Below are 21,889 nucleotides of genomic sequence, written 5' to 3'. Positions count from 1 at the left end.
GGGCTTCAGGCGAACCGGGCGAGGGCCGTCAGCGTGGGCCGGAGATTGCGCACCACCGGGAGTCGCATGAGGACTGGCGACAGCACGCGCCCATTGAACACGAAGAGGCGAGAAGGCGCCCCGGACCCGGTTGCCCGGATCCGGCGCCTCCCGCGGCGGTCAGAGGCGGCCGCGGTAGTCCAGGGCGTACGCCAGCTTGCCGGGCTCGTCGTTCGAGAGCGGCTTGCCGAGGTCGTCGAACTCGCCCTTGTCCGCGTCCTTGCCGTCGTTCCACTCGTCGAGCCGGCCGAGTTCCCCGGCGGTGCGGCCGTCGGCGATGACGGTGTCCTTGTCGGCGTCCGTCATCGCCTCGGAGGCGTCCTTCACGGCGTCCAGGTAGGAGTCGCGGTCGGTGAGGTCGTAGTCGTCGAGGTCCACCTTGCCGCGCAGCCAGCTGCCCCACAGGAACTCCAGGAACTCCGCGGCGTCGTCGGGCGCGGTGTAGCCGATGTCGCGGGTGAAGTAGACGAGGCTGCGGTACCGGTCGTCGTGGAAGGAGGCCAGGCCCAGGTGCTGCGGGAGCTGCGCCGGGGTGATCGGGTCGCCGTTCTCGTCGTGCAGCCAGACCCAGTCGCGGTCCTCCATGGTGGCCCAGAACTCGTCCTGCGAGAGGTCGCTGAGGTTCGCCGCCACCTTCAGCCGGATGTGCATGTCCGGGCCGCCGTCGGGGGTTTCGAGGAACGACGTCAGGGAGTGGTGGCCGTCGGTGAGGTACAGGGCGCCGCCGGGGCCGATGACGACCGTCTTCATCCCGGCGCGGGTGTCGTCGGTCTCCTCGCCGACCGGCACCTTGCAGGTGAAGCTCGACGGGTCGGAGAGCCGCGCTCCGGACGGCACCTTGTCCGCCTCGTCCTGGCCGTTCGTCTCGCAGAAGTCGTCGAAGCGCTTGTTGACGTCGCCGTTCTGCTCGTCCTTGTCGCTGCCGTACCGGTCGAGCTTGTAGTAGATCTGGTCGAAGCCCAGGGTCGACTGCGTCGGGTGGAGCTCGCCGAGGGTGACGTCGACGAGGTCGCCGGCCGCCGCGCAGAGCCGCGCGCCGCTGCCGCTGCCGCCGGCACAGGCCGCCGGGGCGCTCGCCGCGGCGGCCGGGGTGAGCAGGCCGGCCAGCATCAGCGTGCCCGCGGCCAGCGGTCCCGCCAGGCGCAGGGCGCGCGGGACCCGGCGGGTCCGGACGGCCGGGGTCGGGGGCGCGGTGCGGGTGCGATCGGTCGTGCGGGCCGTACCGGTCATCCGGATCTCCTGGAAGTGGGGGCCGCGGCGCCCTGTTGGAGGCGCCGCGCGGGGTGCGCCCGCACACTTACCCGTCCACCTGCGGCGGATCGGTGATGCCGGGGCGTCGGGCCGGGAGCGTACCGGTGAACTTGTGGTGCCGCACCCCTGCGGAGCAGGGCATACGGCAAGAGGCCGGGTGCCGTCCCCGGTGGGGGCGGCACCCGGCCTCTTCGGCGGTGCCCGGCCTCGGCCGGGCGGGGTGTCAGCGGCTGTAGCGCATCAGCGCGCGCACCATGTGGCAGGTGGTGTCCGACGGCGGATGCACGCCGATCATGGCGGCGGTGCTGCGGATGCGGTTGTCGTGTGCCTGCTGGGGCATCCAGACGCCGGAGTCGAGCAGCGCAATGGCCAGGCGCATGGCCTTCAGGCGGCGGTTGTGTGTGATGTACCACTCGCGGGGGCGTCCCGCGGGCAGCGGCTTCTTCGTCAGCGGTGCGTAGGGCAGGTCGAACAGCATGCTCTCGGACGTGAGTGCGGCAGCGGGCACAGGCATCCTCCTGTCGCGGTCAGGGGCCCCGTCCCCGAGAAGGAACCCCTCGAACACTACCCCCGATTCTACTGCTCCCCACTGACAAAATCCCCTGGCCACAAGGGGAGTTGTACAGACTTCCCAGATTCGAACAGAGTGGTTCGGACGGCTCTCCGCACCCCGGTGCGCACCGGGGTGCGAGGGGCGCGGGATCGCCCCCCGCGCACGCCTCCCCGGCGGTCTCCGAGGCATGCTCTCCCGTCCGTGCTCTCCCTGCCGTACCCCACTTCGCTCCCCGCCCTGCCCTACGTCGTCTCCCCCCCTCGTGCTCTCCCTCGTCTCACCGCCGTCTCGCCGTCGCGCAGACGCCGTATCGAGGCGTGAGACCGTCCGCGGGCACTCTGATGCCGGCGGGGGGGATTCTGCTTCAATGGGCGCATGACAGGGTTCCAGAGCACCGCGACGGGTCGCTACGACCTAGAGCCCTTCTGGCCGTCCCGTCAGGACCACGACTTCGACCGGGTGTGTTGCCGCGCAAGGCATGCGCGGGCCCTCTAAAGCCGTTCACCTCCGGCCTCGGCCAGCGCGCACGACGTATGTCCTTCGACGACTCCCGCGCGAAAGAGCTGACCTCCCATGGCACACCCCCGCACCTTCCCCTCCCCTTCCTCGAACCCCTCGCCGTCTGCCCCGTCGTCGCCCGCCGGCCCCCACCAGGGCTCCGCGCGACACCGGTTGCGCGCGGTGGACAGAGACGAGGTGGTGGACGTCACCGAGTTCCTGCCGCCCGGCGCCACCTGGCTGCCCGCGCCCCCGCAGGCGCTGCCCAGCCTCCCCGGGCGGCCGCCGATGGTCGGCTACCTGGTGCTCGTCCCCGCCGACCAGCACCCGGTACTGCCGGGCCTGGCCGCCACCGCACCCGGGGCGACCGCGGCGGCCGCCGCCGACACCACCGGTGACGCGCTGGTCCGCATCGACACCGGGCGCCGTACCGCCGAGGTCGACGGCAGGCCCCTGGACCTGACCTACCTGGAGTTCGAGCTGCTGGCGCACCTGGTGGCCCACCCGCACCGGGTGCACACCCGCGACCAGCTCGTCACCACGGTCTGGGGCTACGGGCACGTGGGCGACGGCCGCACGGTCGACGTCCACGTCGCCCGGATCCGCCGCAAGCTGGGCACCGAACACCGCCGCGTGATCCAGACCGTGCGGCGGGTCGGGTACAAGTACGTGCCGCCTGTGGCGCGCTGAGCCCACGCCGGGGCGCCGCCGCGGGGGTGGTGCCAGGTACACCCCGGCCGGGGACCGAAACCCCGTGACCCCGGCCGTCGCCTCGGCGAGACTGGCGCCATGGACACGCAGGACAGGACGGGCACGGACCCCGGCTCCCCCGGAACCGGACCGGACACCCCCGGCACCTCCGTGGTGGGCCGCCTCACGGCCCCCTGGCGTTCACGCGACGGAGCCCGGGGAGGGAGCCGCGGCGCGGAACTGGCCGCGCGCGCCAGGCCCGCCGTGGTCGCCGCCCTGCGCGGCCTCGTCCTGGCGGTGTGCTCGCTCGCCGGGTCGCTCGCGCTGCTCGTGCTCTCCGTGGTGTCGATCGTGCTGATCCCCGTGGCGGGCATCGGCCTGCTCACCACGCCGGCGGTGCTGGGGCTGGTGCGGCTGCACGCCAACCAGCGGCGGCTGCTCGCCGTCCAGTGGTCCGGGGTGCGGATCCCCGTGCCGTACCGGCCGCTGCCCGACCGGATTCGCGGCGGGTACGCGGGGCGCGGCCTGCGGATGCTGGCGGACCCGGCGACCTGGCGGGACCTGGCCTGGCTGGTCACCGACATGACGGGCGGGGCACTCCTCGCGCTCCTGGCGATGGCGCTGGTGGAGCAGGGCCTCTTCGGGATCCTGCTGGCGCTCGGGCTCTGGATACCGGTCGTGCGCGCCGCGGACGGCTGGTGGTTCGCGTTCATCCCCATCACCGGCTGGGGCACGGCCGCGCTCGCCGGCCTGCTGGGGTGCTGCTTCCTGGCGCTGTCGCCGTTCGCAAGCCCGCTGCTGGTCGAGGGGCACTTCCGGCTGGGCCGGCTGCTGCTCGACCGTGATCGCGAGGCCGAGCTCAGCCGGCGCATCGACCGGCTCACCGCCACCCGCCACGACGCCGTGGACACCGCCGCCGCCGAACTCCGCCGCATCGAACGCGACCTGCACGACGGCGCCCAGGCCCGCCTGGTCGCCATGGGCATGGACCTGGGCACCGTGGAGGCGCTCATCGAGAAGGACCCGGCCAGGGCCAGGGCGCTGCTGTGGCAGGCCCGCAAGTCGTCCGCGGAGGCGCTGACGGAGCTGCGCGACCTGGTGCGCGGCATCCATCCGCCGGTGCTCGCCGAACGCGGGCTCGGCGACGCGGTGCGGGCGCTGGCGCTGCGGCTGCCGGTCCCGGTCGACGTGGACATCCAGTTGGAGGCGTTGCCGGCGCGGCCGTCCGAACCGCTGGAGGCGGCGGCGTACTTCGCCGTCAGCGAGGTGCTGACCAACGCGGTCAAGCACGCCCGGGCCGAACGCATCCGGGTGGACATCCACCACGCCGGCGGCGCGCTGCGGATCTCGGTCACCGACGACGGCGTGGGCGGCGCGGTGATCGGCGCCGGCTCGGGCCTGAGCGGGGTCGAACGGCGGCTCGGTACATTCGACGGCATCCTGGCCGTCAGCTCTCCCGCGGGCGGTCCCACCATGGTGACCATGGAGATCCCTTGCGCGTTGTCCTAGCCGAAGACCTCTTTCTGCTCCGCGACGGCCTGGTGCGGATGCTGGAGGCGTACGACTTCGAGATAGCCGCGGCCGTGGAGAGCGGGCCCGAACTCACCCGCGCCCTCGCCGAGCTGCGGCCGGACGTGGCGATCGTCGACGTCCGGCTGCCGCCCTCGCACACCGACGAGGGCCTGCAGTGCGCGCTCGCCGCACGCCGGGAGCGGCCCGGCATGCCGGTGCTGATCCTGTCCCAGCACGTGGAGCAGCTCTACGCGCGCGAGTTGCTCGCGGACGGCGACGGGGGCATCGGGTACCTGCTGAAGGACCGGGTCCTCGACGCCGAGCAGTTCGTCGACTCGGTCCGCCGGGTGGCCGCCGGGGGCACGGCGATGGACCCGCAGGTGATCCAGCAGCTGCTGGCGCGCCGCTCCGTGAAGCGGCCGCTGGCCGAGTTGACGCCGCGGGAGGTGGAGGTGATGGAGCTGATGGCGCAGGGGCGTTCCAACTCCGCGATCGCCGCGCAGTTGGTGGTCACGGAGCGGGCGGTCGCCAAGCACACGTCCAATATCTTCAGCAAGCTGGGGCTTGAGGTGTCGGACGATGACAATCGGCGGGTTTTGGCGGTTCTCACGTATCTTGAGGGCCGTTGAGGGGGACCGCGGGGGTGGTGGCCCCTTGCGTTTGGAGCCACGGAGGCGTGGTGGGCCCTTTTGCGCAGTTCCCCGCGCCCCTTTCCACCTGGGCGAGGGACCGTGAAGCTCGCCCCTCACGCGGGGCGGCAGAGGGTGCCGCCCTGGGGCCGTGGCGATCTGACCCGCTCGTCGTGGCTTGGCGCGCAGTTCCCCGCGCCCCTTTCCACCGGAGCCAGGGGGCCATCCCGCGCGACCCCTACATCGGCGGGGTGACCAACGTGGGGGGCTGATCGTTCTGCTGGGCGTGCACGTACCGGAGGCCGCGGCCGATCTTGATGCGGAGCAGGCCGAGGCCGCGCTCCTGGAGCACTATCCCCGGCTGACCCGTCTTGCCTACCTCCTGCTCTCGCCGGCGTTGCCGGACGGGCGCAGGACGCGGGCGGCCCACGCCCTCGTGCAGCGTGTCCTGCCTCGGACCTCGGCACTGGACGGTGCCCCGCCGCCCCTGGTGCCGCATCCGGCCGTGGCGCCCGAGGGGACGCCCGCCACGGAGGCCGGGGCCGATGTCCTCCCTCCCGCGGGGGCCGGGTACGCGGAGGTCCGCGTCCGGCTGGTGCGGGCCGCTCTGCGTACCGGGCCCCACCGGGGGGTGCCGGGAGGTCCGGCCCTGCCCCCGGTGCTGCCGCAGGTCTGGGGACTGCGGCTGGCACCGCGAGGGGGCGCCGAGGCCGAGCTCGACGAGCGGCTGTCCGTGCTGCCGCCCCCGGCGCGCGCCGCCTTCGTGCTGCGCGGTCTGGAGTGTCTCACCGAGGACGAGACCCGCGAGGTGCTCCAGGCCGCGGGGGTCCGGGACGTGGACGGGGCTCTTGAGGCGGCGGGGCCCGACGGTCCCGGCGAATCGACGGTGGAACTGCTGCACTCCCCCGCCTACGATCCCTGCACGCTCCGGGCCCGGCCCACGGACCTGCCGCGCCGCCGGCAGCACCTCAAGGCGGCCCTGGTGGCGGCCGTCGCCGCGCTGGTCTGCGGTGCCCTGCTGCTGCCCCCGGGCGGCGGCTGGGAACCGGACGGTGCCGCGGCGCCCCCGTACGCGCGCAACCCGGCTGCCCAGGCCGCCCTGGACCCGGACCTGGTCGTCAAGGTCCCGCCGGAGGCCTGGCAGTCGGCCACCCGCAGGGACTACTCGGTGTGGCCCGCGCGCGGCGGCCTCACGGGCGACCGTGACCTGCTGCGCCGCGCCCTCGCGGTGTGGGCGCGGCCCGGCCCCCGGGTGGGCGTGTCGGCGACGCCCGGCACGCCGGCCGGCGCCCCGCCGGGCCCCGCCCAGCTCCTGTTCGCCGGCGATGTGGACGGCGCCCGGGTGGTGCTGTTCTACGACGGGCTGCGGATCGCACGCTACGCCGAGCCGGCCGAGGGCACCGGCGGCGCCCTGCTGGACCTCGCCCGGGCCGACGGGGCGGGCCTCGCGGAGTCGTCCGCCGTGGTGCTCGACCGGGTGGACGGCAACATCCGCTACCTGACGGCGCCGTGGGTGCGCAGGGCCGCCGTGCGCGACCTTCTCGACCCCGGCGAGCACCCGGCCGTCCTGCACCGCGACGCGGCCGGCGTCACCGAACCCGTTCCGGGCCCCTCCCAGAACGGCCCCTGCCACTCCTGGCGGGTGCTCGAAGTCACCGCCTCCGAGGACCGGGGGGCCACGTCCGCCGCCGGGCAGCGCACACCGGCCGCGGGCACCACCCTGCTCCTGTCCGACCTCGGCGAGCTCACCCCCGCGCACCTCACCGCCGGCCGTCCGGGAGTGCCGCACGAGGCCGCGGGCGCCGGCGCCCTGGCGGACTGGGCGGGCGTCGGCTGCTCGCTCGCCGCGATGCGCGCCCAGGGCGTGCGGTCCGTCAACTCCTGGCGGTACAGCGGGCAGCGACTGCCCGAGACGGGCGGCACCGCGGCGTGGCTGTGCACCAGGACGGAGACCTGGCGAGGCGCCGGCACCCTGGCCCAGGCGCAGTTCCGCGCGCCGGGCCACGCCGCCGGCACCGTCGTGGGCGAGGCGCGGAACTCCCCCGTGTGCGGCACCCGCCTGCCCCGGCTGCTCGCCGGAGTGCTCTGGCGCGCCCCGTCGGGCAGTTGGTACCTGCTGGCCGCGGGCACCCGGGACGTCGCCTCGGTGACCGTCTCCGGAGCGGTGCGCGGCAGCGCCCAGGGGCCGTCGCTGGCCCTCCACGCGCACAAGGGCGCCCGCCCCGAACTGGCGGGCCGGCTGGCGAACGGCACACCCGTCACAGCCGTCACACCGATGAGCCCGTCACACCGATGAGCCCGTGACCTCGCTCCCGGCCCACCGGTATGGCCGGGACCAATCGGCTGAATGTGCTCGGTAAGGTGTTCGTATGACGACCCAGGTGCGCCGGAGGATGGGAGTCGAGGAGCGGCGGCGGCAGTTGATCGCGGTCGCGCTCGACCTCTTCAGCCGGCGCCCGCCCGAGAACGTCTCCATCGACGAGATAGCCGTCGCCGCGGGCATCTCGCGCCCGCTGGTCTACCACTACTTCCCCGGCAAACCCGGCCTGTACGAGGCGGCGTTGCGGCAGGCCGCGGAGGATCTGTCCGCGCGGTTCGTGGAGCCCCGTCAGGGTCCTGTGGGGGCACGGCTGCTGCGGGTGATGGGGCGGTTCTTCGACTTCGTCGACGAGCACGGCCCCGGTTTCGCGTCGCTGATGCGGGGCGCGCCCGCGGCCGGTTCCGCGGCGGCCGGTGTGCTGGTGGACTCGGTACGGCAGGCTGCGTACGAGCAGATCCTGCTGCACCTCGGCACCACGCGCCCGCCCGCCAGGCTCGAACTCGTCGTGCGCTCGTGGATCTCGCTGGCCGAGTCCACGGCGCTGCTCTGGCTGGACGGGCTCGGCGCCACCTCGCCGTCGTCGCCGGAAGAGCCGGGTGGAATCCCTCGGCACGAGCTGGAACGGCAGCTCGTGCACGACTTCGGCGCGCTGCTGGCGGTCAGCGCCGCGTACGACGAGCAGATGGCGCGGCTGCTGCGCCGGATGCTGGCCGAGGAACCGCCCGAGGGCCCGTTCGGCCAGCTCGCGGGGCGTCTGTCGGCGCTGGTTCCGGCGCCGCCCGCGGCGGTGCCGTGCGCTGCGGCCCCCGGCTGACGACGGCTCCGGCACCGGCACCGGCCGCGGACGGCGGACCGCCGAAAGGCAGGCTCAGCAGGAGCGGGCGCCGATGTGCAGCGCCAGGGCGGTGTTGCTGCCCAGCGTGGCGGTGAACCGGCCCGAGGAGTCGACGGTGACGGCCGAGCCGTTCTGGACGTTGCAGTACTGCCCGGCCGGCAGGGACGTCTGGAACGTCTGCGTCAGCGACGACGGCTCGTGGTTGATGGCCACGAACCCCTTGCCGCCCCGGCCGAACGCGATCGCGTTGTTCCCGTTGTCCCACCAGTCGGTGACCGGCTCGTCCCCGACGGTGTTGCGGAAGGCGACCATGCTCTGGATCTCCGGCCAGTGGTGCTGGCACTTCCAGCCGCCCGCATAGCAGGCGTTCACGGTGCCGCCGTTCGGCGGGCCCGCGTCGTTGTTGCTGAACTCGTAACCGGAGTGCACGTCGGGAGCGCCGTAGGGCCAGGCGAGCATGAAGACGCCTGCCAGGGTGTAGTTCGCGCCGTCCTTGTAGTTCAGCGTGGAGCCGTTCCGCTCGGTGTCCCAGTTGTCGACGAAGACGCCCGCCTGGCCGCTTGGCAGGTAGCCCCAGCCCTCGCCGAAGTTGTTCAGGTACGCCAGCTTCTCGCTGGTGAAGACCCGCTTGAGGTCGCGGCCGTAGCGGAACTCCTGCACGTCGCCGTTTCGCAGGTACTCGCCCGGCTGGACGGCCTCCCCGTCGCCGTAGATCACTTCCTGCTTGATGTAGACGTCGGGGTTGGTGAGCTGGGACTTGATCGCGGCGATGTCCTCGGTGGCGATGTGCTTGGCCCCGTCGATCCGGAAGCCGTCGACGCCGAGCGAGAGGAGGTCGTTCAGGTACTGCGCGAGGCGGCTGCGCACGTAGGTTTCGTTGGTGTCGAGGTCGGCGAGGCCCACCAGCTCGCAGTGCTGGACGTTCCACCGGTCGGCGTAGTTGCTCACCTGGGCGGTGCAGTCGTCCATGTCCTGGGACTGGTAGATCCCCGGGTAGTCGTACTTCGTGTACGACGAGCCGCCGGTGCCGGTGCCGGAGCCCGCGGACATGTGGTTGATGACGGCGTCCGCGACGACCTTCACGCCCGCCCCGTGGCAGGTGTCGATCATGTTCTTGAACGCGGTGCGGTCGCCCAGCCTGCCCGCGATGCGGTAGCTGACGGGCTGGTAGGAGGTCCACCACTGGTCGCCCTGGATGTGCTCGGTGGCCGGGGACACCTCCACGTAGCCGTAGCCGGCCGGCCCCAGGGTCTGGGTGCACTCCTTCGCGACCGAGGCGTAGCTCCACTCGAACATCTCGGCGGTGACGTCCTTGCCGCCGGGCGGTGCGGCGCCGGCGACGCCGGGCGGGACGAGCAGCGCGGCCGTGGCGCCGGCCACGACGGCGAGCGCTGCGAGAAGGTTTCTGCCGGCCATGGGTTCCTCCTGCGCGTGGGGGGCGGGCCGCACGGGGGTCCGTACAGGGTCCGTGCGGGGATCCGTGCGGACGGGTGCGGTGGTACGCGGGGTGGAGCGGGGTGACCGCACAGACAGCGCGCCATGCCCGTAAGGCCGTTGAAGGTTCTTGCAGCAAGCCGTCAACCGGTCGCCGCACCGGAGACCGTACGAGCGTCGTACCGGCCGGTCAACCCTTGGCGCACGGGCGAGTTGAAGGGAACTCATCCGCTGCAAGGTCTTTCGCAAGCGCTTGCAGCGGTGTTAACTTCTCCGCGACTCCGGTCCGGCCGGCCGGAGGTCCCGGCCCCCCACGGCGGGACCTCACGCGCCCGGCCGGCCGGGCCGGTCACGTGCGCACGGGAGCGGTGCGCGGGGGCACGGCACCCGCGCACCGCGGTCGATCCCGCCTGGTCGTCAGCGGGTGGTCCACCAGGCGGTCGTGTCGGCCGGGAGCAGCGCCGTGCCGTCCTCGGACACCGCGATCCCGCCGGTCGAGCTGGACAGCAGCAGGCGCCCGTGGGCGGGCACGCGGACCGGCGCGCCGGTGGTGTTGGCGGTGCAGACGAAGCCGGTGCCGCCGCTCCCGCCCGGCGTCCTGCGGAAGGCGAGCGTGCCCTCGGGGCCGTCCAGCCACTCGACGGCGTCACCCGCGCCCAGCGCCGGGTGCGCCCGGCGGGCGGCGAGAGCCGCGCGGTACAGCTCCAGGGTGGAGCCCGCCACCCCGGTCTGGGCCTGGACGCTGAGGCTGCCCCAGCCCTGCGGCTGCGGCAGCCAGGAGCCGCCCGCGCCGAAGCCGTACGAGGGCCCGTCCGCCGTCCACGGGATCGGCACCCGGCAGCCGTCGCGGAACCCGTCCTGGCCGGCCGCGCGGAAGAACGACGGGTCCTGCCGGGCCTCGTCGGGCAGGTCCACGACGTCCGGCAGGCCCAGCTCCTCGCCCTGGTAGAGGTACGCGGAGCCGGGCAGCGCCAGCATCAGCAGGGTCGCGGCGCGGGCCCTGCGCAGCCCGGTCGCCGGGTCGCCCGCGGTGCGCAGCTGCGTGCCGAGGCCGGGCGGGTTGGCGTAGCGGGTGGTGTGCCGGGTGACGTCGTGGTTGGAGAGCACCCAGGTGGCGGGGGCGCCGACCGGGCGCACGGCGTCCAGCGACCGGTCGATGATCTCGCGCAGGCCGGCCGCGTCCCAGTAGGCGCTCAGGTACTGGAAGTTGAACGCCTGGTGCAGCTCGTCCGGGCGGACGTAGTTGGCGGCGCGCTCGATGGTGGGGGTCCACGCCTCCGCGACGAAGATCCTGGGGCGCGCCCTGGGCCCCTCCTCCCGGTACTCGTCCAGGATGCGCCGCCAGGAGCGGTAGATCTCGTGCACGCCGTCCTGGTCGAAGAACGGCATCGCGTCGTTGCCGAGCAGCTTCAGCTGGTCGTGCACGCCGAGGTCGGGCAGCCCCGGTGCCTTCACCAGGCCGTGGGCGACGTCGACGCGGAAGCCGTCCACGCCCATGTCCAGCCAGAACCGCAGGATGGAGCGGAACTCGTCGTCCACGGCCGGGTGGTCCCAGTTGAGGTCGGGCTGCTCGGGCGCGAAGAGGTGCAGGTACCACTCGCCCGGGGTGCCGTCCGGCTCGGTGACGCGGGTCCAGGCGGGACCGCCGAAGATGGATTCCCAGTCGTTCGGCGGCAGCTCGCCGTGGGCGCCTTTGCCGGGACGGAAGTGGTAGCGCTCCCTGAGCGGCGAGCCGGGGCCATGGGCGAGTGCGCGCCTGAACCACTCGTGTCGGTCGGAGGAGTGGTTGGGCACGATGTCGACGATGACGCGCAGGCCGAGCGCGTGCGCGTCGCGGATCAGCGCGTCGGCGTCCGGCAGCGTGCCGAACATGGGGTCGACGGCGCGGTAGTCGGCGACGTCGTAGCCGGCGTCGGCCTGCGGAGAGGCGTAGAAGGGGCTGAGCCACACCGCGTCGACGCCCAGCTCGCGCAGGTACGGCAGCCGGGAGCGGACCCCTTCGAGGTCGCCCATGCCGTCGGCGTTGCTGTCGGCGAAGCTGCGGGGGTAGACCTGGTAGATCACCGCGTCGCGCCACCAGTCGCGGTGCGTCGCGGCGGGGCCGGCGGCGGCGCGGGCGGCGGGAACGGTGACGCCGCCCGGCCGGGTGGCGGGCGGCTGCCCTGCGGCGGGCGGCTGGGCGGCGGTGTGCGGCTGGTCGGCAGTGTGCTGACTCATGGCTTCCTTCAGCGTCCGGTGGGCTGGGGCACCTTCCACGCCCTCAGGGCGGTGGCGGCGCGCGGGGTCGGCGGCGGCGCACGGGCTGGCCGGCGGCGCGCGGGCGCTGGATCGCATCGGCGCGGGGTCAGCCCTTGGTGCCGCCCGCGGTGAGGCCGGTCACCAGGTTCTTCTGCACCAGGTAGAAGAGCACGGCGACGGGGACGGCGATCAGCACGGCGGTGGCCGCCATGTAGTTCCACTGGGCGTCGTGCTCGCTGACGAAGCTCTGGAGGCCGACGGCGAAGGTGTACTTGTCGTCGTCGAGCATGAACGTGGACGCGAACGCCACCTCACCCCAGGCGGTGACGCAGGTGTAGAACGCGGCGACGGCCAGTCCCGGCCGGGCCAGCGGCAGGATCAGCCGCCAGAACGTGCCGAACGGCGTCAGGCCGTCCACCCGTCCCGCCTCGTCGATCTCCGCGGGGATGGTGTCGAAGTAGCCCTTCAGGAGCCAGGCGCTGTAGGGCACGGCCGTGGAGCAGTAGACGAGGATCAGGGCGCCGTAGGTGTCGATCAGACCGAGGTCGGCGAGGATCACGTACATCGGCACGATGAGGACGGCGACCGGGAACATCTGGGTGACCAGCAGCGCCCACATCAGCTTCCGGTGCCCGGGGAAGCGCATCCGGGAGACCGCGTAGCCGGTGGTGGCGGCGAGGAGCACGCCGATGACGGTGGTGCCGAGCGCCACGATGAGGGTGCTCTGCAACCAGTGGAAGAAGTTGGTGTGCGCGAGCACGAACGTGTAGTTGGAGAGCGTCGCCTTGCCGGGGATGCCGCCGGGGTGCAGGTAGTCGTTCTTGTCCGGGCCGAGCGACAGGTAGACCAGCCAGCCGACCGGGAAGACCGCGATCACTCCGGCCACCGCGAGCACCGCGTGCGAGAGCACGGTGGCGGGGCGGCCGGGCTCGGCGCCCCGCCGGCCGCGTGCCCGCCCGGCGGGGCGCGTGCCGCCGGGCGGCGCCTGGAGCGCCGGGCCGGAGGGTGCGGTCGGGGCGGGGGCCGGTGGGGTACGGGGCGTACTCATGGGTCGGGCTCCTGCGTCAGACGGCGAGCTGCTCATGGCGGGCCAGCCAGCGGCGGTAGACGGACGTGAAGACGATCAGGATCGACAGCAGCAGCACGCCGTAGGCGGCGGACTGGGCGTAGTCGCGGGGCTGCTGGCCGAAGCCGAGCCGGTAGGCCCAGGTGACGAGGATCTGGGCGTCCGGGCCGCCGTTCGTGCCGAACAGCAGGTAGATGATGGTGAACTGGTTGAACGTCCAGATCACGCCGAGCAGCACCACGGTGGAGCCGACGGAGCTGAGGCCGGGCAGCGTGACGTGCCGGAAGCGCTGCCAGGCGCTCGCGCCGTCCATCTCGGCGGCCTCGTACAGCGTCGGGTCGATCGCCTGGAGCCCGCCGAGCAGCGAGACCATCATGAACGGCACGCCGCACCAGGTGTTGACGAGCACCGCGGCGGCGCGCTGGAAGAAGGTGCTCTCCAGCCACTGCGGCTGCGGCAGGTGCAGCGATCCGAGCACCGAGTTGACCAGGCCCGAGTCGGCCAGCATGATCCGCCAGGAGAAGACGGTGACGAACGTCGGCACGGCCCACGGCAGGATCAGCAGCATCCGGTAGACGGTGCGGCCGCGCAGCTTCTGGTTGAGCAGCAGGGCGAGGCCGAGGCCGATCACGTAGTGCAGGGCCACGCAGAGCACCGTCCAGACGACGGTCCAGACGAAGTGGGACCAGAAGCGGTCCCAGGCGGTCGGCCCCCACAGGATGTCGGCGTAGTTGTGCAGCCCGACGAACCGGTAGGTGGCGTCGATGTGGTTGACGCCGATGGTGCGGGCGGAGTTCAGGCTGTTGGCGTCCGTGAGGGTCAGGTACAACCCGCGTACCAGCGGGTAGCCCACCAGGGCGCCGAGCACGACGACGACCGGGGCGACCATCGCGTACGCGTACCAGTGGGCGCGGTACGACCGCTTCAGGCGCGCGAGGAGGCCGGGGCCCGGCGGGCGGCCGGCGCCGCGGCCGCCTTCCGCTGCCGCGCTCTGGACGGCGACTGTCATGGCGTTGCACCTTCTGGGAGTCGTCCTGCGCCGCCGGCCGGTCCGGTGCGGCCCGGCCGGGGCGCAGGTGCCGCGGCCGGAGGGTCCGCCCGCCCCCCGTACGGGCGGACCCTGCGGCTCAGCGTGCGGTCGGGGTCACTTGGCGAAGTCGGGCAGCAGCTTGGCCATGGCGAGCTCGGCGTCGCCGAGGCCCTTGTCCAGCGGCTCCTTGCCTCCGGCGACCTTCGGGAGCTCGGCGTCCAGCGGCGTCCACAGGGAGCTGTACTCGGGCAGCGCGGGGCGGGGGCGGGCCGTGTCCAGGACCTTCTGGAAGCCGGCGATGCCCGGGTCGGCGGTGACCTGGGCGGTGTAGGCGTCCTGGCGGGTCGGCAGGGTGGAGTTCTTCAGCGCGATCTCCTCCTGCGCGGCCTTCGACGTCATGAACTCCACGAACGACAGCGCGGCCTTCTGGTGGGCCGAGTCGGAGCCGGCGTAGACGGAGAGGTTGTGGCCGCCGGTGGGCGCGCCGGGCGTGCCGGCGGAGCCCGCCGGGACGGGCGCGATGCCGAGGTTGGCCTTGTCCTTGAAGGCGGTGCCCTTGTAGAAGTTGGTGATCTCCCAGGGACCCTGGATGATCGCGGCGACCTTGCCGCTGCCGAACGCGTCCTGCTGGTGGGCGTAGGCGTCGGCGGTGGTGTCGGCCTCGTGCAGGCCCTTGCCGCTGAAGAGGCCCTGCCAGGTGGTGAAGCCCCTGACCGCGGGCGCGCTCCGGACCGTGATCTTCCTGGCCGCGGCGTCGACGGTGTCGCTGCCCTCGCCGTACAGGAACGGCTGGGCGTAGTAGCCGGCGGTGGAGCCCCAGTAGCCGTCGGCGCCGGTCTTCTGCGCGATCTTCGCGGCGTCGGCCTTGAGGCCGGTCCAGTCGGCGGGCGGCCGCGCTATGCCCGCCTTCTTGAAGAGGGCCTTGTTGTAGACGAGCGCGAGGGTGTCGGTGACCAGCGGCACGCCGTACGTCTTGCCCTGGTACCGCGCCTGCTTGACGAGGTTGGGCTCGAACGCGCCCTTCTCGGCGAGGGCCTCGGTGCCGTCCAGCGGCAGCAGGTAGCCCTGCTTCGCGAAGGCGGGGGTCCAGCCGACCTCGGTGCGCAGCACGTCCGGGGCACCCTTGCTGCCGGCCGCGGTGTCGAACTTGTTCTGCGCCTGGTCGAACGGGACGTTGACGTAGGTGACCTTGATGTCCGGGTGGGCCTTCTCGAACTTCTGGACCAGCGCCTTGTAGGTGGGTGCCTCATTGGTGGCGTTGGAGGTGTCCCACCAGGTGATGGTGGTCGGTCCCGATCCGCCGCCGTCCCCGCCACCGCCGCCGCAGCCCGTCGCCGCGAGGGCGAGGGACGCCACCAGTGCGGTGGCCGCTGTGCCACGCCGCATGAGATCTCCTTGAGGGTGAAAGCCCGTGGACCCGGGGACCGCCCGTCCGCTCCCCTGCCGCCGGCTGCCGTACCGGTGATGCGTGTCGTACGTGCCGGGCCGACCGGCGCGCGCTGCCGGCGCCGGGCGACGTGAACGTAACAGCGCCGTATCCGTTGCGAAAGACCTTGCAGCAAAAAAATGCAAGGATGCTTGATGGTTACCCCGCCGTGACCCGTTCCAGGGGTCGATCAAGGGCGCGTTCCCCCTTCTCACCCTTCCGTGGAACCGGAGATCAGAGCCGGAGCGTCTTGCGCAAGCCTTTGAAAACTCTTGCCACAATCAGACCGCCAAGGGATCATCTAGCCTCCTGGCTCTTGCAAGACCGGCGCTCCAGGCATGGCACCCACACAGACGACCGAGGCCACCCATATGAACCCGAGGACATCGCGGGCAACGCCCCCGACGCGGCGACCGGTTGGCGGACAGGGCGGCACCCGCCCGGTACAGTCCACCCCTGTGACCGCACGGCTCTCCGACATCGCAGCCCAGGCGGGAGTCAGCGAGGCGACCGTCAGCCGGGTGCTGAACGGCAAACCGGGCGTCGCCGCGGCCACCCGCCAGTCCGTGCTGGCCGCCCTCGACGTGCTCGGCTACGAGCGTCCCGTGCGGTTGCGCCAGCGCAGCGCCGGCCTGGTCGGCCTGATCACGCCCGAGCTGGAGAACCCGATCTTCCCCGCGCTCGCCCAGGTCATCGGCCAGGCACTGACCCGCCAGGGGTACACGCCCGTGCTGGCCACCCAGACCCCCGGCGGCTCCACGGAGGACGAGCTGACCGAGATGCTGGTGGAGCGGGGCGTCTCCGGGATCATCTACGTCTCCGGGCTGCACGCGGACACCACGGCGGACACCCAGCGCTACGACCGGCTGCGCGCCCAGGGCGTGCCGTTCGTGCTCGTGGACGGCTTCTCGCCGAAGGTGCAGGCGCCCTTCATCTCACCGGACGACCGGGCGGCCGCCCATCTCGCGGTGACCCACCTGGTCTCGCTCGGGCACACCCGGATCGGTCTCGCGCTCGGGCCGAAGCGGTTCGTGCCGGTGCAGCGGAAGATCGAGGGCTTCGTGGCGGCGATGCGGGACCAGCTCGGGCTGGACCCCGACGACATCCACACCCGTCTCGTCCAGCACTCCCTCTACACCCTGGAGGGCGGCCAGGCGGCGACGGCGGCGCTGATCGAGCGCGGCTGCACGGCGATCGTGTGCGCCAGCGACATGATGGCGCTGGGCGCGATCCGGGCGGTGCGGCAGCAGGGGCTCGACGTGCCCGCGGACGTCTCGGTGGTCGGGTTCGACGACTCCCCGCTGATCGCCTTCACCGATCCGCCGCTGACCACGGTCCGCAAGCCGGTGCCCGCGATGGGTCAGGCGGCCGTGCGCACCCTGCTGGAGGAGATCGGCGGGACGCCCGCCCCGCACAGCGAGTTCGTCTTCATGCCGGAACTGGTGGTGCGGGGGTCCACGGCCTCGGTCTCTCCGACCAGTTCGAGCGGTTTCGGACCTTCTGCATCAAAAGGACCAAAAAACCGTAAAGGCTAGATGATGCATTCATGTCCCGATATGGGGGATGCTCGGTAGCGGTATCACTTTCTGGCAGAATCTCCGCCTATGGGTGACTCGACCGTGACCGCTGTGGAAGATCCACACAAGGACTTCATCTCACCCATGCTGGACCGCCCGCGCCGCTGGGGCGTGCGCGGCGCCCGGGATGTCGTCGACAGCGCGAGGGCCCTCCCCCGGAACATCGCGGAGGCCACCCCGCGGTCGGTGCTGACCCGGCTGCGCACCCCGCACAGGCCGCGCCTGTGGTTCGAGGTGATGCTGATCATCGCGAGCTACTGGCTCTACTCGATGATCCGCAGCGCGGTCCCGGAGCAGCGCGGCCAGGCCCTGCGGAACGCCGACTGGCTGTGGAACCTGGAGCGCCAGATCGGGCTCGGCGTGGAGAGCGCCATCAACAAGGGCGTCAACTCCATCAACTGGCTGATCGTCGGGATGAACTACTGGTACGCGACGATGCACTTCGTGGTCACGATCGGTGTGCTGGCCTGGCTGTACCGGCGGCATCCGGGCCGCTACTCGGCGTCGCGCCTGGTCCTGCTCGTCACCACGGGATCTGCCCTGCTCGGCTACTACCTGTATCCGCTCGCACCGCCTCGGTTGATAAGCAACAGCCTGTTCATCGACACGGTGGTGACGCACCGGACCTGGGGCTCGCTGGGCTCCGGCAGCCTGAAGGACGTCTCGAACCAGTACGCGGCGATGCCGTCCATGCACATCGGCTGGTCGGTCTGGTGCGCCCTCACCGTCTTCGCGCTGGCGAAGAGCCCCTGGGTGAAGGCGCTCGCGGTGCTCTACCCCTGCATCACGACCGTGGTCATCATGGCCACCGCCAACCACTTCTGGCTGGACGCGGTGGGCGGGCTCATCTGCCTGGGGTTCGGGTACCTCGTGTCCCGCTGGTGGTACGGCACGTGGCCCTACGCCCTCCCGCGCCGCGTGCCACGCCACCTCCCGCTCAGCGGCGCGGCGTCGGTCCCGCTGGCCGCGGGGACACCGCGGGTGCGGCCGACGGGCTGCACGAACCTGGAGACGGTCGAGCTCACGCGGAGGACGGGGCGGAGGCGCGCCAGACGCTGAGCGCCCCTGTCGGGGCGCGAAGCGCCGCGGGTGGTCGGGCCCCGGGTCCGGCGCACGTGCGTCGTGGTTGCTCTTGCGCAGTTCCCCGCGCCCCTTTTTACGGCGCTTCGCGCCCCAGCGGGGTGCGGCGCTGAATCGGTATGCGGCTCCACGGCCCCGGGAGGGGCGCGGGGTGGGCTCGGCGCTGCGGCCCGCCACACGTGCATCGTGGCCGGTCGCGCAGTTCCCCGCGCCCCTTTTTATAGCGCTTCGCGCCCCAGCGAGGTGCGGCGCTGACCCGCTATGGGGGCTCCACGGGCCCCGAAAGGGGCGCGGGGTGGGCTCGGCACTGCGGCCCGCCACACGTGCATCGTGGCCGGTCGCGCAGTTCCCCGCGCCCCTTTTTATAGCGCTTCGCGCCCCAGCGAGGTGCGGCGCTGACCCGCTATGGGGGCTCCACGGGCCCCGAAAGGGGCGCGGGGAACTGCGCGACCAACCCGCCGCCGGCCGGTAGCCGCACACGAGACCGCAAGGGGCAGCGCCCCATCAGGGGCGCGGGGAACTGCGCGACCAACCCGCCGCCGGCCGGTAGCCGCACACGAGACCGCAAGGGGCAGCGCCCCATCAGGGGCGCGGGGAACTGCGCGACCAACCCGCCGCCGGCCGGTAGCCGCACACGAGACCGCAAGGGGCAGCGCCCCATCAGGGGCGCGGGGAACTGCGCGACCAACCCGCCGCCGGCCGGTGGCCGCGCACGAGACCGCGAGGGGCAGGGCCCAGGCGGGGCGCAGCTCCGCAGGGTTCAGGCGGCGGAGTCGACGATCCGTAGGGCCCGGGGTGGCCGGGGGGCCGGGGCGGGGAGGCGCAGGGGGCCCGAGCCCGGCGTGATGCTTCCCAGGAGCGTTGCCCTGCGCGCCCCCGTCCCGGAGGGGAACGTCCCGGGCAGCCCGTGCACCGTGAGGAAGCCGAGGAGGGCGAAGGCCAGCGCCTCCTTCGCGTCGGAGGGGATCCCCAGGTCGCCGCTCGGGCGGAGGCCCACCCCGGGCAGTTCCTCGGCGATCATCCCCATCAGCACGGGATTGCGCGCCCCGCCCCCGGAGACGACGAGCTCCGTGACCCCGTGCGCCCGGCAGGCGTCGGCCACCGTGACCGCCGTCAGCCGGGTCAGGGTCGCCAGGACGTCGTCCGGCGAGGACGGCGAGAACGGCGAGGACGGGGAAGACGGCGAGGACGGGGAGGACCCGGCCACCGCGGCCAGCGCACGCTGGAGGTACGGCAGGTGGAAGTGCTCCTTGCCGGTGCTCTTCGGCGCGGGCCGCAGGTAGTAGGGGTCCTCCAGGAGCACCTTCAGCAGCTCGGGCCTGACCCGCCCCGCGGCGGCCCGCCGCCCGTCCTCGTCGTACTCGGCCGCACCCTCGGTGAAGTACCGCACGGCCGCGTCCAGCAGCGCGTTCGCGGGCCCGGTGTCGAAGGCCAGCGGCGCAGCGCCGGGCGCGACGACGGTGACGTTGGCGATGCCGCCCAGGTTCAGCGCGGCGGGGACGCCGGGGAGGCCGCCCAGCAGCAGCGCGTCGGTCATGGCGACCAGCGGCGCTCCCTGGCCGCCCGCGGCGACGTCCCGCGAGCGCAGGTCGGAGACCACCGGCAGCCCGGTGGCCTCGGCGATCCAGGCGGGCTGGCCGAGCTGGAGGGTGCCGTGCACGGCACCCTCCTCGACCCAGTGGTACATGGTCTGGCCGTGCGAGACCACCAGGTCGGCCGCTCCCCCGCACAGCTCCCGCTGGGCGCGGCCGGCCGCCTCGGCGAAGGCCTGTCCGATGCCGGTGTCCAGGGCGCAGACGTCCCGGGCGCTGGTCGCCGCCGGCGGCAGGCTCGCACCGATCAGGGCGCGCAGCTCGTCCGGGTAGCGGACGGACAGGTGCCCGAGGGGCCGCATCAGCAGGGTGTCGCCGTCCAGGGTGAGGTCGGCGGCGGCCGCCTCGATCGCGTCGTAGGACGTGCCCGACATCAGTCCGATCACGCGCACGGCGCTCACTCCTTGCCGGCGGGCGCGGCGACCCGCTCCGGGCCCTCGCCCGTCTCGCCGTCGCGCGGCCCGGTCGCGGCGGCCACCGGCGGACGGTGGAACAGGCTCATCACACCGCCGACGACCAGGGTGATCACCACGCCGATCGGCACCAGCCACTGGGCGGCGATGGCCGTCGGCACGGTGGCCCCCGCCACGGTGACGTCGATCTTCACCCAGCGCACGATGTAGGTCATGACGGCGACCGTGACCAGGAACGCCACGACGGAGTCGACCTCGTTCGCGCGCCGCACCAGCCGGCCGAGGAGGAACGCGCCGAGCAGCGCGCCGTAGGTGTAGCCGGCGATGGCGAGGCCCGTCAGGTAGACGTTGCCGGTGCTCGTGCTGAAGGCGCAGGCGAAGACGGCCATCAGCACCGCCCAGACCAGCGTCATCACCCGCGCGAGTTTCAGCAGGGTGGCGTCCGAGGGCGTTCGACGGAAGAAGCTGTGGATGATGTCGGCGACCGTCGAGTTCGACATGGAGTTCAGCGCCGCGGACAGGGAGCCCATCGCGGCGCCCAGGATGCCGGCCACGAGCAGGCCCGAGATGACGACGGGCAGGCCGTGCAGGATGAACTGCGGGTAGAGGTTGTCGGAGCTGGCGAGCCCGAGGTCCTTGAAGGTCCTGCCCTTGTTGTAGGACCACAGCAACGCGCCGACCAGGGAGAACGCGGCGAACTGGATCGTGACGAACACACCGGAGGCGATCATGGCCTTCTGGCCGTCCCGCAGCGTCCGGGTGGCCAGGATGCGCTGGACCATGAGCTGGTCGGAGCCGTGGCTCGCCATGGCGAAGATGGCACCGCCGATGATGGCCGTCGGCAGGGCGAAGGAGCTGGTCAGGATGTGGGCCGGCGAGAAGTCGGTGTCGAAGACCTTGAACTGCCCCGCGTGCAGCGCGTCCGCGATGCCCTGGCCGCCGACGTGGCTGGAGAGGACCGCGACGGCCAGGATCGCGCCGCCGAGGTAGAGGCCCATCTGGATGGCGTCGGTCCAGATGACCGCCTTGATGCCGCCGAGGTAGGTGTAGACGACGGTGATGATGGTCAGCACGATGATGATGACCTGGTAGCCGGCGTGCACCCCGAACTCGTCGAGCAGCAGCTTGATGGGGATCGCCGAGGCGAACAGCCTGACGCCCTCGGCGAGCAGGCGGGTGAAGACGAACGTCACCGAGGCGAGGCCCTGGAGCCTCAGCCCGAACCTGTCGCCGAGGTACTGGTAGGCGCTGACGAACCCGCCGCGCTTGTAGAGCGGGATCAGGACGCCGGCCACCACGACGCGGCCGATGACGTAGCCCAGTGCCAGCTCGACGTTGCCGAAGGCCTGGCCGCTGTAGGCGCCGCCGGGCACGCTGATGACGGTCAGGACGCTGGTCTCGGTGGCCACCACGGAGAACGCGACGGTCCACCAGGGCATGCCGCCCTCGCCGATGAAGTATCCCTTGGCGGTCCTCTGCCGGCCGGACAGCCGCAGTCCGATCCAGGCGATCGCGACGAGGTAGACGACCACCACCACGAGGTCGAGTTGGCGCACGGTCACTCCTAGGGATCGGCCGGCGGTGGCCACCGGCGGGACGAGTCCTCTTGCGCACGCCCTCGTCTCCAGGGAGCATCCGGCGCTGCATGCGGTCACGAACCGGGTCTACGCGGATCGCGGTGCAGCGAGTATCAGAAGGACCGCCTC

General features: G+C 72.7%; 16 protein-coding genes. 7 read left to right on the top strand and 9 right to left on the bottom strand.

Annotation, left to right across the window (positions count from 1 at the left end; genetic code table 11):
* Window positions 1-159 precede the first annotated feature (159 nt).
* Together Sm713_RS17805 and Sm713_RS17800 are read right to left on the bottom strand one after the other, a co-directional pair.
* Window positions 160-1,269: a ParB/Srx family N-terminal domain-containing protein gene (locus Sm713_RS17805; protein ID WP_374195998.1), complete on the bottom strand. Its 1,110-nt coding sequence runs from the start codon at window positions 1,267-1,269 to the stop codon at window positions 160-162.
* A 244-nt stretch (window positions 1,270-1,513) separates the two neighbouring features.
* Window positions 1,514-1,804 carry a hypothetical protein gene (locus tag Sm713_RS17800; RefSeq protein WP_212910585.1) on the bottom strand — a complete coding sequence of 97 codons (291 nt, stop codon included), beginning with the start codon at window positions 1,802-1,804 and terminating at the stop codon, window positions 1,514-1,516.
* 612 nt (window positions 1,805-2,416) lie between these two features.
* On the opposite strand from Sm713_RS17800, the gene Sm713_RS17795 reads away from it, so the two are divergent.
* From Sm713_RS17795 to Sm713_RS17775, 5 genes are all read left to right on the top strand, one after another.
* Entirely contained in the window at window positions 2,417-3,031 is a 615-nt protein-coding gene (locus Sm713_RS17795; protein ID WP_212910584.1) for a winged helix-turn-helix domain-containing protein, read from the top strand.
* 99 nt (window positions 3,032-3,130) lie between these two features.
* Window positions 3,131-4,540, top strand: coding sequence for a sensor histidine kinase (locus Sm713_RS17790; RefSeq protein ID WP_212910583.1), 1,410 nt, complete (start codon window positions 3,131-3,133; stop codon window positions 4,538-4,540).
* Window positions 4,525-5,172: a response regulator transcription factor gene (locus Sm713_RS17785; protein WP_212910582.1), complete on the top strand. Its 648-nt coding sequence runs from the start codon at window positions 4,525-4,527 to the stop codon at window positions 5,170-5,172. Before Sm713_RS17790 ends, Sm713_RS17785 begins: the two co-directional genes overlap by 16 nt.
* Before the next feature lie 286 nt (window positions 5,173-5,458).
* Window positions 5,459-7,468: a hypothetical protein gene (locus tag Sm713_RS17780; protein WP_249416353.1), complete on the top strand. Its 2,010-nt coding sequence runs from the start codon at window positions 5,459-5,461 to the stop codon at window positions 7,466-7,468.
* Window positions 7,469-7,541: 73 nt separating this feature from the next.
* Window positions 7,542-8,306, top strand: coding sequence for a TetR/AcrR family transcriptional regulator (locus Sm713_RS17775; RefSeq protein WP_212910581.1), 765 nt, complete (start codon window positions 7,542-7,544; stop codon window positions 8,304-8,306).
* A gap of 54 nt (window positions 8,307-8,360) precedes the next feature.
* Here Sm713_RS17775 and Sm713_RS17770 read toward each other — a convergent pair whose 3' ends face one another.
* The 5 genes from Sm713_RS17770 to Sm713_RS17750 all read right to left on the bottom strand — a co-directional run bounded on the left by Sm713_RS17770 (window position 8,361) and on the right by Sm713_RS17750 (window position 15,481).
* The gene (locus tag Sm713_RS17770; protein ID WP_212910580.1) at window positions 8,361-9,743 is read right to left on the bottom strand and encodes an alpha-amylase family protein; all 1,383 of its coding nucleotides are present in this window, start codon (window positions 9,741-9,743) and stop codon (window positions 8,361-8,363) included.
* A gap of 435 nt (window positions 9,744-10,178) precedes the next feature.
* On the bottom strand, window positions 10,179-11,978 hold the full coding sequence (locus Sm713_RS17765) for a glycoside hydrolase family 13 protein (RefSeq protein WP_212910579.1): 1,800 nt from the start codon (window positions 11,976-11,978) through the stop codon (window positions 10,179-10,181).
* A gap of 127 nt (window positions 11,979-12,105) precedes the next feature.
* Window positions 12,106-13,047, bottom strand: coding sequence for a sugar ABC transporter permease (locus Sm713_RS17760; RefSeq protein ID WP_212910578.1), 942 nt, complete (start codon window positions 13,045-13,047; stop codon window positions 12,106-12,108).
* A 16-nt stretch (window positions 13,048-13,063) separates the two neighbouring features.
* Complete coding sequence (locus tag Sm713_RS17755) at window positions 13,064-14,074, bottom strand: carbohydrate ABC transporter permease (RefSeq protein WP_212910577.1); 1,011 nt, start codon at window positions 14,072-14,074, stop codon at window positions 13,064-13,066.
* 135 nt (window positions 14,075-14,209) lie between these two features.
* Window positions 14,210-15,481 (bottom strand): extracellular solute-binding protein, encoded by a 1,272-nt coding sequence (locus tag Sm713_RS17750; RefSeq protein ID WP_212910576.1) that lies wholly within the window; start codon window positions 15,479-15,481, stop codon window positions 14,210-14,212.
* A 498-nt stretch (window positions 15,482-15,979) separates the two neighbouring features.
* On the opposite strand from Sm713_RS17750, the gene Sm713_RS17745 reads away from it, so the two are divergent.
* Complete coding sequence (locus tag Sm713_RS17745) at window positions 15,980-17,056, top strand: LacI family DNA-binding transcriptional regulator (protein WP_249416352.1); 1,077 nt, start codon at window positions 15,980-15,982, stop codon at window positions 17,054-17,056.
* 69 nt (window positions 17,057-17,125) lie between these two features.
* Window positions 17,126-18,157 carry a phosphatase PAP2 family protein gene (locus tag Sm713_RS17740; RefSeq protein ID WP_249416351.1) on the top strand — a complete coding sequence of 344 codons (1,032 nt, stop codon included), beginning with the start codon at window positions 17,126-17,128 and terminating at the stop codon, window positions 18,155-18,157.
* A 781-nt stretch (window positions 18,158-18,938) separates the two neighbouring features.
* Here the strand turns inward: Sm713_RS17740 and Sm713_RS17735 are convergent.
* Window positions 18,939-20,162 (bottom strand): anhydro-N-acetylmuramic acid kinase, encoded by a 1,224-nt coding sequence (locus Sm713_RS17735; RefSeq protein WP_212910575.1) that lies wholly within the window; start codon window positions 20,160-20,162, stop codon window positions 18,939-18,941.
* A 5-nt stretch (window positions 20,163-20,167) separates the two neighbouring features.
* A complete protein-coding gene (locus Sm713_RS17730; protein ID WP_212910574.1) occupies window positions 20,168-21,739 on the bottom strand; it encodes a sodium:solute symporter in 1,572 nt (523 codons plus the stop codon).
* Window positions 21,740-21,889: the final 150 nt, after the last annotated feature.

This window comes from Streptomyces sp. TS71-3 (assembly GCF_018327685.1).
In the GTDB taxonomy this organism is placed as follows: domain Bacteria; phylum Actinomycetota; class Actinomycetes; order Streptomycetales; family Streptomycetaceae; genus Streptomyces.
The sequence above is the reverse complement of the archived record's forward strand: the minus strand, read 5'-3'. Positions and strand labels throughout refer to the sequence as shown.